The organism is Flavobacterium sp. 9 (genome assembly GCF_002754195.1).
In the GTDB taxonomy this organism is placed as follows: domain Bacteria; phylum Bacteroidota; class Bacteroidia; order Flavobacteriales; family Flavobacteriaceae; genus Flavobacterium.
The window spans coordinates 210,784-223,997 of sequence record NZ_PEEU01000001.1; the positions used below are offsets into that span (position 1 = coordinate 210,784).

Annotated in this window: 13 protein-coding genes; 11 read left to right on the forward strand and 2 right to left on the reverse strand. The window is 35.3% G+C overall.

Annotated features, from left to right (window positions below; all coding sequences use genetic code 11):
- Positions 1–152: 152 nt before the first annotated feature.
- Both CLU81_RS00805 and CLU81_RS00810 read right to left on the reverse strand, forming a co-directional pair.
- On the reverse strand, positions 153–1,706 hold the full coding sequence (locus tag CLU81_RS00805; RefSeq protein WP_099708084.1) for an aldehyde dehydrogenase family protein: 1,554 nt from the start codon (positions 1,704–1,706) through the stop codon (positions 153–155).
- Between the two features lie 228 nt (positions 1,707–1,934).
- Positions 1,935–2,750 (reverse strand): DUF1338 domain-containing protein, encoded by an 816-nt coding sequence (locus tag CLU81_RS00810; protein ID WP_099708085.1) that lies wholly within the window; start codon positions 2,748–2,750, stop codon positions 1,935–1,937.
- A 189-nt stretch (positions 2,751–2,939) separates the two neighbouring features.
- On the opposite strand from CLU81_RS00810, the gene CLU81_RS00815 reads away from it, so the two are divergent.
- From CLU81_RS00815 to vgrG, 11 genes are all read left to right on the forward strand, one after another.
- Positions 2,940–3,410 (forward strand): Lrp/AsnC family transcriptional regulator, encoded by a 471-nt coding sequence (locus tag CLU81_RS00815; RefSeq protein WP_099708086.1) that lies wholly within the window; start codon positions 2,940–2,942, stop codon positions 3,408–3,410.
- A gap of 401 nt (positions 3,411–3,811) precedes the next feature.
- Complete coding sequence (locus tag CLU81_RS00820; protein WP_099708087.1) at positions 3,812–4,249, forward strand: META domain-containing protein; 438 nt, start codon at positions 3,812–3,814, stop codon at positions 4,247–4,249.
- A gap of 407 nt (positions 4,250–4,656) precedes the next feature.
- Positions 4,657–5,517, forward strand: coding sequence for a LuxR C-terminal-related transcriptional regulator (locus CLU81_RS00825; RefSeq protein ID WP_144444450.1), 861 nt, complete (start codon positions 4,657–4,659; stop codon positions 5,515–5,517).
- Between the two features lie 563 nt (positions 5,518–6,080).
- On the forward strand, positions 6,081–6,650 hold the full coding sequence (locus CLU81_RS00830; protein ID WP_099708089.1) for a Pvc16 family protein: 570 nt from the start codon (positions 6,081–6,083) through the stop codon (positions 6,648–6,650).
- Positions 6,647–7,480, forward strand: a complete 834-nt coding sequence (locus CLU81_RS00835; RefSeq protein WP_099708090.1) for a hypothetical protein — start codon at positions 6,647–6,649, stop codon at positions 7,478–7,480. The genes CLU81_RS00830 and CLU81_RS00835 overlap by 4 nt, the downstream gene beginning before the upstream one ends.
- Positions 7,481–7,516: 36 nt before the next feature.
- Positions 7,517–9,094, forward strand: coding sequence for a phage tail sheath C-terminal domain-containing protein (locus CLU81_RS00840; protein WP_099708091.1), 1,578 nt, complete (start codon positions 7,517–7,519; stop codon positions 9,092–9,094).
- Between the two features lie 54 nt (positions 9,095–9,148).
- The gene (locus CLU81_RS00845; RefSeq protein WP_099708092.1) at positions 9,149–9,622 is read left to right on the forward strand and encodes a phage tail protein; all 474 of its coding nucleotides are present in this window, start codon (positions 9,149–9,151) and stop codon (positions 9,620–9,622) included.
- Positions 9,609–10,079 carry a phage tail protein gene (locus CLU81_RS00850; protein ID WP_099708093.1) on the forward strand — a complete coding sequence of 157 codons (471 nt, stop codon included), beginning with the start codon at positions 9,609–9,611 and terminating at the stop codon, positions 10,077–10,079. The genes CLU81_RS00845 and CLU81_RS00850 overlap by 14 nt, the downstream gene beginning before the upstream one ends.
- 6 nt (positions 10,080–10,085) lie before the next feature.
- The gene (locus tag CLU81_RS26700; RefSeq protein WP_158235296.1) at positions 10,086–10,256 is read left to right on the forward strand and encodes a DUF5908 family protein; all 171 of its coding nucleotides are present in this window, start codon (positions 10,086–10,088) and stop codon (positions 10,254–10,256) included.
- Between the two features lie 201 nt (positions 10,257–10,457).
- A complete protein-coding gene (locus tag CLU81_RS00855) occupies positions 10,458–11,132 on the forward strand; it encodes a hypothetical protein (RefSeq protein WP_099708094.1) in 675 nt (224 codons plus the stop codon).
- Positions 11,132–12,931: a type VI secretion system tip protein VgrG gene (vgrG, locus tag CLU81_RS00860; protein WP_099708095.1), complete on the forward strand. Its 1,800-nt coding sequence runs from the start codon at positions 11,132–11,134 to the stop codon at positions 12,929–12,931. Before CLU81_RS00855 ends, vgrG begins: the two co-directional genes overlap by 1 nt.
- The last annotated feature ends 283 nt before the right edge of the window (positions 12,932–13,214 follow it).

The window sequence follows — 13,214 nt, forward strand, 5'->3', positions numbered from 1 at the left end:
AATGGTTTTGGTTAATTAAAATTTTCTTTTTTTGTTTTTTTTTATTTGTAAGCAAGCAACTTATTTAGTCAGTGGCGGTAAAACACTGACCAAATAAATTGCGGTATTCTCATTCTTGTGACTTTTATTATAAGCGTTAGTTCTAATTCGGCTTATAAGTCAAATTTAATTCCTTGTGCTAGTGGCAAACTAGTTGTGTAATTAATTGTATTGGTTTGTCTACGCATGTAAACTTTCCAGGCATCAGAGCCGGATTCTCTCCCTCCGCCTGTTTCTTTTTCTCCACCAAAAGCACCTCCAATTTCAGCGCCTGACGTTCCAATATTTACATTGGCAATACCACAATCAGATCCTGTAACTGAAAAGAATAACTCAGCTTCTCTTAAATTATTTGTCATAATTGCCGATGATAATCCTTGTGCAACACCGTTTTGGATTGCGATGGCATCTTCTACAGTTCCTGAATATTTTAATAAGTACAATACTGGGGCAAAAGTTTCGTGTTGTACGATTTCAAATGTGTTATCAGCTTCTGCAATTGCAGGTTTTACGTAGCAACCGCTTTCGTATCCTTCTCCTGAAAGTACGCCGCCTTCAACAAGGATTTTTCCTCCTTCGGCAACTACTTTTTCTAAAGCCTGATTGTACATTTCGACAGCATGTTTATCGATAAGCGGACCAACATGATTTTTTTCGTCCAATGGATTTCCAATGCGTAATTGTTTGTAGGCAGAAACAATTGCATCTCTAACTTTATCATAAATACTTTCGTGAATGATCAAACGACGCGTCGATGTACATCTTTGTCCTGCAGTTCCTACGGCACCAAAAACGGCACCAATAACAGTCATTTTAATATCTGCATCCGGCGTTACAATAATTGCATTGTTTCCGCCTAATTCTAATAATGAATTTCCTAAACGTCCCGCAACTACCTGCGCAACAATTTTACCCATTCTTGTAGAACCTGTAGCCGAAATTAATGGTACACGTTTATCGCTTGTCAACAACTCTCCTATTTTATAATCGCCATTGATTAAGCATGAAATTCCCTCTGGAAGGTTGTTTTCTTTGATAACTTCAGCAATGATATTCTGGCAGGCAATTCCGCAAAGAGGTGTTTTTTCAGAAGGTTTCCAAACGCAAACGTCTCCGCAAATCCAAGCCAAAGCTGTATTCCAAGCCCAAACTGCAACCGGAAAGTTGAATGCCGAAATGATTCCAACAACTCCCAAAGGATGATATTGTTCGTACATTCTGTGTCCTGGACGCTCAGAGTGCATCGTTAATCCGTGTAGCTGACGCGAAAGTCCTACTGCAAAATCACAGATATCGATCATTTCCTGAACTTCTCCATAACCTTCTTGCAGCGATTTACCCATTTCATAAGAAACCAGTTTCCCTAAAGCTTCTTTGTTTTGGCGTAATTTTTCTCCAAACTGACGTACAATTTCTCCACGTTGTGGCGCTGGCATTACTCTGAATTGTTTGAAAGCAGCTGTTGCTGATTCCATTACTTTCTCATAATCTGCAGCAGTCGAAGTTTTAATTTTTCCAATTAATGCTCCATCAACCGGAGAATAACTTTCTAAAATTTCCCCATTCGAAAAATTGTTTAATCCTGTTGAAGTTCCTTCATTAACATCCTTTATTCCTAATTGGTTTAAAGCTTCTTTAATTCCGAATCCTAATTCTGTTTTTGTCATTCCGACCTTTTTTATTTGTTATTCTGTATTTCTCAATCGTTTGCGGATAATTCAAAATTTTTTTAACACATAGAAACATAGATTTTCTTCTTAGTAAAAGAGAATTTTTAAAGAAATTCATTTCTTTCACATAGTCATCTATGTATATTTTAAATAAGTGAAACGCCTTTTTTAAGCATTAAAAGTTATTTTTCTATGTGTTAAAACATTTACGCCTAACGAGTTTTATTATTTAGCTTCCTGCAACTTTACATCTGTACTTTCAAAGATTTTATCTGCAGATGATGCCACAAATCCCTGGTACAATTCTCCGTTTGCCATTGGGTAACGAAGTGCAAATTCATAATAGCAAGACGGAATTTCGATTGCTCCTTCTTCAAAATCTACTACATATAAATCTGCCAATGTGCTTGATTGTTCTAATAATTGCTCTGGCGTTCCTTTGATTTTTCCACCAGAAGCGTTTAATTTCCAACCGCTTTCTTCTAAGAAATTATTTAATTCTTCTAATGTTTTAAAGCCTTTTAAAGCATTAGTATTTATAGTGAAATGATTTGCTCTAAAACCGTAAACGTACATCCACGCTGCATATTCAGATTCTTCTAATAATGATTTGTAGATCTTTTGAGAGTTTCCTTTCCAAACAGATCCGCTTAAAACCAATTCAGGATCGTTGAATACATTTTGGTCACAACTGTTCAAAATGTTCTGTACTGTTTCCTGTAATTCAGCAGAGCATTTTTCTAATTCTAATTCTGAAATAAAGATTCTTGGAGCGCTTTTATCTGTAGCGTGCTCATAATGCTTTGCATATAATTTTTTAGTTTCAAAATTATACTCGCCCTTTGCCTCATAACCAACATTAATAAAAGGCTTTTCTAATACCTCAATATTAACACGTTTGTCATTGAAAGTACGAATCGCGATATGGTCATTCTGGATTTCTTCGCCTTTATCTTCTAATAGTTCATGTATTTTTTTTGCAGATGGAGTAATATCAGCATATTGCTCCCATAGTTTCGTAAGTAATTGATCTTTATTCATGTTTGGCTATCTTAAAATAATGTTATTATGACACAAATCTATAGAATATACTGTTAATATAACATTCAATAGATACGATTATTTACAACACGACATATTTTAAGTTAATTTTTGTATTTTTGACACTTTCAAAAGGAGTTTTAACAAAAGAATTGTCAAAATTGTAGAATCTATAAACAAACACAGGCTATGGCAAGTATCAAGAAGAATGAAAATACTGACTATTTAGATCGCGAAATCATGCAAAAACTGAGTGAGAATGGGAGAATACCTTTTTCAGATCTTGCGAAAGAATTAAATATATCAAATTCATTGGTGCATTTAAGGGTCAAAAAATTACAAGAAGCTGGTGTAATTACAGGTTTTGGCGTCAAGCTAAATGCTAAAGAACTTGGTTTTGAAACTATTACCTACACCGGAATCGTTACTAAAGAAGCGCGATACTCTTATTCTATTGCCGAAAAACTGAAAGAAATCCCAGAAGTGATCGAATGTCACTGGGTTTCGGGGAAATATGCTTTATTCATCAAAATTGTTTCTTTTAACAACGAAGAGCTTCGTAAAATTCTATACGAACAAATTCACCAAATCGAAGGCGTTGGAAGCACAGATTCGTTTTTCTCTTTTGGTGCGGCGTTTGAGAAGAATTTGCCGGTTTAGGTCTAGACTCGTAGAAGCAAGATTATAGAAGAAAGAATATAGAAGAAAGAATATAGAAGAAAGATTCTAGAAGCAAGATTATAGAAACAAGACTTAGAGAAAAGTTTAACCACAATATTGTCATTTCGACGGAGGAGAAATCCTCGCAAGAAATTCTACAAAGATTGACTATTAGGAACGGAGCTACTTGCAAGGATTTCTCCTCCGTCGAAATGACAAAAACTTTGCGCCTTTGCGCGAGATTTCTTCGCCATTAGATTATATATCTTTTCTTAACTTAATTACATTGTTGGTAGAGACAAATTAAATAAGAAACGAAACACATAAAACAAAAAATTCATCCTTTTTATGATGTAAATTCTATTAATAATTATTAAATTTATGTTCTAAAATCGTTTTTTATGAAAAATTACATCTTACTTTTTGTTGCTGTTTTAGCACTATCATTTAATTCTTGTACAACGATGAAGAATACCACAAGCTCTTCTGATCTTTACAATACAACTTGGGAATTAGAATATATTTCTGGTCCGCGTATTGCTTTTGATGGTCTGTTTCCTACCAAAAAACCATTTATTAAATTTGACGAAAGTAAAGGTCAGGTTTTCGGAAATGCTGGTTGTAACGGTTACAGCGCTCCTTATACTTTAAAAGGGAAATCTCTTAGTTTTGGAGAGCAAGGTCCGGCTACAATGATGTATTGCGATGGCGGCGGCGAACAGGTTTTTACACAAATGATCAGAAAAATTGATTCTTATTCTATTGATAAAGATGGTAAACTTAATTTGTTGATTAAAGACGTGCCAATGATGAGATTTAAAAAAGTGGCTGATAAATAAAAGTCATTTCATATCTAAATAAAAAAGAGATTCTTCAATATTGACGAATCTCTTTTTTTATGTAAATGAATCGTTAAAATAAGAATATACTGAAAAAACAAGTACTATTAGTTATCGTTGTATCGTATTTATTTTATAATTTTACATTCCAAATAAAAAACCAAACTTCTTTTACAAGCCTTGTAGAACTCTTTTATCTTATTTCCCCGATAAAAACCCCTTTTCTTTTAAAATTGAATCTATTTAGTAACTATTTTTTCAAAAAGAAATATCTAGTACAAAACTCGATTTCATGACAGGAAAAAACCATTCTGTAGCATATTTTTATTCGCGCGGTAAAAAGATATATAATTTTAATAACGATTTAAAAACAATATAACCAGGCAAAAAAATACTCCCCAAAAAAAATGCTTGACAAGAAAACAATATTGATTGGATGTGATGATACTATGGTATTAACCAAGGTATTACATATTTTGTCGACCATAATAGATTTCACTATTTCGACCGTTTCTGTTTCAAGAGCCGCAGATTTAAATCGTACAGCAGAATCCTTAAATCCCGATCTGATTTTTTTATGTTTCAAAAAAAACCAGACCATTATAAATGATCCAAATTTTAATTCCTGCAAAAATGATATTCCAATTCTCTGTTTAACAAAAAACGATGAATGTGAATCTTTATGCTGGTCAAAAAATTGTATCGTTTTTACGTATTCTTATAACCATTTAAATAATTCCGAATATTTAATCTATAGAATTCGATCTATTTTTTTACTCAAAAAAGGAGAAACAAGAAGTACTATTCCCACATCGTTTGTCGAAGCAGCATTTCAAAAGAATAACTCCAATAAATTAAGCCATTATGTAATGGAACTTGATCAAAAGGTTGAAGTCCTTTTAAAGGTAAAAGAACGCATTTCATACCTTTATCCTAATGTAGATGATAGTACGAGAATAGAATTAATGTCGATTGTAAATTCTATAAAAACAGTCGCAAACGATAAAAAACTCTGGGATGATTTTAAAATTTATTTCGAACAATCAAATCCCAATTTTCTTTTGGCTTTAGCCAAAAAACATCCTTCGCTAAGCTCCAAAGATTTAAAATATTGTTGCTACATCAAAATGAATATGAGCAACAATGACATCACAAATCTCCTTGGAATCAATCAGGAAAGCGTACGTACCCACAAATACCGCCTGAAAAAGAAATTGACCCTTAAAAAAGAACAGGATATTATCTCGTACTTGAGAACTGTTTCTTAAAGAATCAACAAAACCACGCAAAAATTTTACCTTCGATAATCTTTGTCAAAGTTTAAAACTTTGACAAAGATGAGACGCAAAAAAACTCCGTAAAATAACCGCCTAAAGAGTTCCGGAGGAACGGCGTATATTGTAGGGATGGATTTTAATCCATCAGACGCAATCATAAACGCAATCTTGTCATTTCGAGGAACGAGAAATCACACTAGAAATTCGACAAAGATTGGCGATCTACTATGCGGAGTCTCTTGTGTGATTTCTCCCTTCGCTCGAAATGACAAACCAATCGAAACAAATAAAAATTACTTTTAATCATAAAAATGTGGAAATCCGTAAAATCGAAGAAATTAATTGTCTACGTCACAAATAGACAAAACATTTTTTGTCTACAAAAAACGTTTTCTGTCTACATTTTGTCTACAAAAGCATCAAATATCTTTTGATTTTGTACACGAAAAGTATATTAGTATTTTTCTGTACAAATCTAATTCTCAACTACTTTTACAATAGTTATAGGTAATTAATTTCCCTATTATGCCCCAATCAATAAAGAATTAGACAAGATGATCAATCAATCACTTCAATTTACGAAAAATTTGCTCGGACAGTTTTTAAAAAACCGATTTGGTTTGGATGAAGACAAAACGGTCCTGAATTATCTTATTGAACCAAGCGGCACATTGCCAAAAGTGAATCAGAATAAAGTCGTTTTATCTTTAATTAATATCGAAAAAGAAACCAACCAGCCTTTTTACATTAGAAATAAAAAATTAGAAGACGGAAGTTTTTCTAATTTCAATCCCACAGAAAAATACAACATCGACTTATTGATTAGCAGCAACTTTGACGATTATACAGAATCTCTAAAATTTCTGGATGCTGTTATCGTCTTCTTTCAGATAAATAATTATCTCGATGCTTCGTCCTCTTCTTCTATTCCCGATGGTTTGAGCAGATTAGAATTCGAATATGAAAAAATCTCCTACCATCAAATGCACAGTTTGTGGACAGCGATGGCAGCAAAATATCAGCCTTCGATAATTTACAAAATGAAACTGATAAAAGTTCAGGGTCACGAAATCATGGAAATCATACCGTCTGTAAAAAACACCAGCAATACTATTGGAAAATGATACAGAGTAATTACATAAAGATCTTTAGTACTGCGGCTTATCACACTTTTTTTGATAATGGAAAATGCAATTGTCTTCACTTTATTCCGAATCATAAAACTGATAGTATATTAAAAAAATACGGCTTTAGAATGACTCCTGTTTCAAACGGATTTGATTTGTATTCTAATACAAAATCATCGCTATCAGACTTATTAGATTATATTTCTAAAAATACGGAGCAAGATTATTTTGAGTTTGATATCAAATGCAGTAATCCCAATTTCATTCTCTTTACCGCATTGCCTATTAACTGGATTGGAGCCGTTAATTACTCTAGTCAGGATCCTAAAAACGTAAACAATAATGGTAAAATAACGCTCAACCAAAGCTTAGAGAATAAACCTGCATCGACTCATTTTGGTCATTTAAAAATTTATTTCGAAGATATATTAAAAGAGCAAAATACAAGTGATTCAGTACTTTTCGAAATAAATTTTACCGCGAGAGCAACACAATGGCAATATTATTTTATCAATAAAAATGCTGTTCAGCTCAACAATCCTTCGATTACTGAAAAAGAAAATATACAATTTGACGGTCCACAAACCGTAACAATTCAAACCGGAGAATCGGCATTATTGTTTACTTCGAATAAAACTTATATCACGCTTAGCGAAAAACCGAAGTACAAATTTGATTTAATAAGCAGTTCAGCTTCGACAAATCAAACGAATACAAAACCCAAAGTAATTATAAAAGGGCTTCCTGTTCCGGATGTTTCCCGAATAGGAATAATCGAAAATAACGACCAAAATCAGGTCGCATCACCAATGTATATCTATCTATAAAAAACTATTAAAAATGAACATTAAAAACTAAAATCAATGAATTTATCTACCATTCAAACTCCTGGTGTTTACATTCAAGAATTAAATGCTTTTCCCAATTCAGTTGTTGCAGTTGCTACAGCCATACCAGCATTTATAGGGTACACACCACAGGCCTCTTACGAAGGAAAATCGTACACGAATAAGGCGGTAAAAATCACATCATTCGCTGATTTTCAGGCTTTCTTCTGTTTACCGGATCCGCCTGCTCCTGCAAGCCCGGCTAAGCAATACAGCCCTGAATACTATTTAGTAGCCGAAAAAAGTCAACCTGTAAGTGGCGATTATATGTTGATTTCCGGAACGTACTATTCGATAGTACCTGACCCTAACACTGTTTATTATTTGTATAATAGCGTAAGGCTTTTTTATGAAAATGGCGGTGGCGATGCTTATATTGTTTCTGTTGGACCTTATGGACCTTCGTCAGGAAAAGCCGGAACTCCGGGCACTCCTGTTGTAAACCCAAATGTGCAATTGACTGACTTGACAGGCGGTCTTGCACTACTGAAAAATGAGCAGGAACCAACAATGTACATTTGCCCTGAAGCAACTTTGTTAAGTTTAGACAACAATGGTACACTGATGCAGGCAATGCTTCTTCAGTCGACACAAATGCAAACGGCAATGTGCTTGTTTGACATTATTGGCGGCGACGATCCGGATCCGATTTTGTACACGCAGGACATTTCAAATTTCAGAATGAACACGGGTTCTGTTGGATTAAACTACGGAATGGCTTATTATCCTTTTATAGGAACTACAGTAATGCAAAATTCTGATATTGATTACACTAATTTATTTGGTGGCGATGTAAAACAATTAGAAGCTATCCTAAATCCTGCAAGTGCTCCTAATCCAGCTGTTGCTACAATTATTGCCGGTATTCAAAATCCTGCCAGTACCTTGACGGTAACGCAAAACAATAATGCTCTTTTGATTGCAAGTCAAACTTACACTCAAATGATCAAGCACATTTTGAAAGATGCTAATATTCTTCCTCCAAGTGGTGCTATGGCTGGCGTTATTACAACTGTAGACAATGCAATTGGTCCGTGGGAAGCTCCTGCAAATACTTCAATTGTTGGTGTATCATCATTGCCAATTTCTCTTTCAGAAAGTCAACAAGGCAATTTAAACGTTGATGCCGTTTCGGGTAAATCAATCAATGCAATCAGAACGTTCAATGGTTTAGGAATTTTAATTTGGGGATCAAGAACATTAGACGGAAACAGTCAGGATTGGAGATATATTCCGGTACGCAGAACGATGATATTCCTGGAGCAATCTTGTAAACTGGCAGCTCAGGCTTATGTATTCCAGCCAAATGACAAGAATACCTGGGAAGCTGTAATTTCTATGATTAGCAGTTTTCTTAGTTCGATCTGGAAACAAGGAGGTTTACAGGGAGCCAGCGCTTCTGACGCCTTTTCTGTAGCCTGCGGATTGGGTTCTACAATGACTGCAGATGACCTTTTAAACGGTTTTATGAATGTAACTGTAAAAGTTGCAGTTGTTCATCCTGCTGAATTTATCGTTCTGACATTTCAACAGCAAATGGCAACTTCTAGTTAATCGAATAAATACTCTAGTAAATCAAATAAATTTTTAATTTAAAAATATAATATTATGCCACCACCAGATGACGGAAGCGTACAAGGCGCAACATGGCCAATGCCAAAGTTTAGGTTCGAAGTAGATCTTGGAACCGAATTGACAAAAGTAGCATTCCAGGAAGTTACCGGAATGGATGTCGAAAATCAAATTATTGAATATCGCAAAAGTAACAGCCCTCTTTTTTCTGTAGAGAAAATGCCGGGTATTACTAAATACGGAAACGTAACGATGAAGCGAGGAATCTTTGTAAATGACAATTCTTTCTGGGATTGGCATCAGCAAGTCGTAATGAATACGATTAAAAGAAGAACGGTTCTGATAAAATTATTAGACGAAAAAGGCGGTGTAACCATGCAATGGACTTTAAACAATGCATGGCCAACTAAAATTACCAGCACGGATTTAAAATCTGATGGTAACGAAGTTGCGGTAGACACTATAGAAATTGCGCACGAACAACTGATCATTAAAAATGGCGGTAAGTAACGATTATCCCGTTAGCTTTTATTTTACACTCTCTTTTGCGGGTGTAGATGCGGCTTTCAAAGAGGTATCCGGAATTTCTAAAGAATTAAGCGTTGAAGAAATTGTTTGTGGAGGCGAAAATAGATTTAAATATCGCCTCCCAACGATTTCAAGCAGTCAAAACTTAGTACTAAAAAGAGCCATGGTGCCTGCAGGATCTCAGTTGGTAAATTGGTGTGCCAACTGCATAGATCAGGGATTATCAAACCCAATCCAGCCAAAAAATGTGATCTTAAAATTGCTCAATGCCTCTGGTGTTGTATGTATGCAATGGACTTTTAATAATGCCTATCCGGTAAAATATGCCGTTTCTGATCTAAACTCTCAGGAAAGCAATATTGCTATTGAATCTATTGAACTTGCTTACACCTATTTTAATATTTCTAAGGACACAAAATTTGATAAACTTTTTACGTAAACAATTATGCCAATCGAAATAAGAGAACTCATTATCAAAACAGAAATTGTAACTACAAATGCCAAAAATTCGGCTGTAGCCAAAGAAAGAGAACTATCAATTTTGAGAAAACAATTACTCGAAGAATGCAAAAGATTAATCGCCGAGAAAAATCAGGAAAACAGCTATAAACGTTAAAGCCACAGATTAAAGGATTAAAAAAGATTAAAAAAAAATCTGCTCGATCTGCAAAATCTGCGAGAGAACTTTTATCAAAAAAAAAAATCAGTTTTTATCCGCGTTTTCGCGATAGCGAATCCGTATAATCCGCGTGATCATAACTTCAAAAGTATAATTTATATTCTCAAAAAACTCTTTTAGAATTAAAATAACAAACCAATGGCAAGTTTAGAATTAATGAAAATAACGGGATATACCGACGAGGAATTTCAGAATAAATTCTCCGGAAATCCCTATTCTTTCATGATTAATCCTGATAATATCAAAATACAAAAAAGCATAGAATACAACGAGCAGCAAGCTCCGGCAACAAGCTCGGCATCGCAAAAGTACAAAAGTACGCCAAGCGACAAATTAAGTTTTGAAATGGTGATAGACTGTACCGGTATCGTAGATGCAAAACGTATCGATATGTCTAAAGAAATAACAGCTTTAGAAACGATTATTTATACCTATAACGGTAAAATACATCGTCCTAATTTTGTAAAAGTACAATGGGGTAAGAATATTACATTCAACGGAGTTCTCGATTCTATCGACATCTCCTACACCCTTTTTAAACCAGACGGAAGTCCACTGAGAGCCAAATTATCCTTGTCTTTTAGCCGCTATATTTCTCCAAAAACGGTAACCAGAACTGATGCTCCGGAATCTCCGGATCTTACTCATATCGTGACCGTTTCTGAGGGAATGTCCCTGCCGCAATTGTGTCAGAAAGTATGGAATGATGATTCCTATTATATACAAGTTGCGCAATATAATAAACTCAACAAATTCAGAAACCTGAATGGTATCGACAAACTAATATTTCCACCTATAAATCCTTCTAATTAATGGGCGCTTCAACCGAAATAAAAAGTGGCGGAATTGCAACATTCACTGTCAAAGTTAGCGGTACGGTAATACCGGACGAACTAAGTGTGCTTTCTGTTCATATCGAAAAAAAAGTAAACCGAATTTCTTCTGCAAAAATTACAATTCTGGACGGAGAAGCCAATACAGGTAAATTTGATGCCAGCTCATCTGCAATCTTTGCACCCGGCGCTCAAATTAGTATAGAAGCTGGTTATGATAACAATAATGTTGTTGTTTTCTCCGGTTTAATTACGAGTCAAACCATCCGAATTGATAATTTAGTAGGATCAGCATTAGAAGTTGAATGTCGCGATAATGCCATAAAAATGATCGTAGGTCGAAAAAGCCTTACGTATTCCAAACAAAAAGACAGCGCAATTATATCCTCCATTATAGGGAACTATTCCGGATTAAGCTCAGATATTACGGCAACAACCACAACCTGGCCGGAACAAGTGCAATTTTATGTTACTGATTGGGATTATATTTTGGCTCTAGCCGAAGCAAATGGCCTAATCGTAACCACCTTAAACGGAAAAATTTCTGCATTTCCTCCAGACAAAAACACATCATCAGTACTTTCTGTAACTTATGGTGATAGTCTGTTAGAGTTTAATGCCAAATTAAATGCCGTTACGCAATTAGGAAGCGCAACCGCAAACAGTTGGGATTTTAAAACTCAAGCAGTAGTAAATGGTACTGCTTCAGCAAATGTTGCCGGATCAGGAAATTTAACCACAAAAAAACTATCCGAAGTTATTGGACTTGAAACCTATCAATTACAAACTTCGGCACCTATAGAATCTGCCGATTTAACCAATTGGTCGAAAGCACAAATCATTAAAAGTGAATATTCTAAAATAATGGGTGAAGCCAAATTTCAAGGCACCAATTTAGTCGATCCCGGAAAATATATGACCTTCGCCGGTCTTGGAGATCGTTTTAATGGAGATTACCTTATTGGAGGCGTTGTACATGATTTATCGGTAGGAAACTGGGTTACAGAAGTTACACTTGGACTATCACCATTTTGGTTTACCGAAGAACCGGATGTTATGGCGCCGCCCGCTTCAGGACTTGTTCCCGGAGCAAAAGGTCTCTTTAACGCAACCGTAAAAAAGATGTACGAAGATCCCGATTCTCAATACCGAATCTTAGTCGATGTTCCCTTATTAGATCCAAAAGGTGAAGGAATCTGGGCGCGAATGACCAATTTTTATTCGACAAGCGGAGCCGGAGCTTTTTTCATGCCCGAAGTTGGAGACGAAGTTATTCTGGGTTTCATAAACGAAGATCCGCGTTATCCAATAATCCTGGGAAGCGTTTATAGCAGTACAACCATAAAACCCTTTGCAGGATTAGATCCAAATGAAAAAAACACAATAAAAGCCATAGTTTCAAAATCAGGAATCTCAGTGCAATTTGACGACGAAAAAAAAATATGGACCGTAGCAACGCCCAATAAAAATACCATCATAATCAGTGATGAAGACAAGAAAATCACGATTAAGGATGAAAATGAAAATAGCATCGTAATGTCAAGCGACGGCATCGATATTTCAAGCCAAAAAAACATCAATATCTCAGCCAATCAAAATGTTACCATCAAAGGAAATCAAGGCGTTAACATACAAGCAAGTGGCGGAGATGTCGCAATAAAAGGTCTGAACATCAAAGAAAACGCAGACATGCAATACAGCGCTCAAGGCGGACAAATGGCACAAGTTTCCGGAGGAATGCAGTTGACGCTGAAGGGTGCGATGGTAATGATAAATTGATGTGAGAAAATAGATTATAGAAGCAAGAAAATAGATGCTAGATGTGATTATCAAGCTTTGTCAAAGTTTTGAACTTTGACAAAGCTGTTGAAGTAGATTGTAGACAATAGTTTATAAACAATAGTCTATACAGCAGTAATCGCATTTTTTGTCATCCTGAGCGAAGTCGAAGGCGCAAGTAGCTCGACAAAGATTGGTGATTATAGCAACGGAGTTTCTTGCGGAGATCTCTCGTTCCTCGGGATGACAAGATTGAGAGACTTGTAGGGACATAATTTTTTGA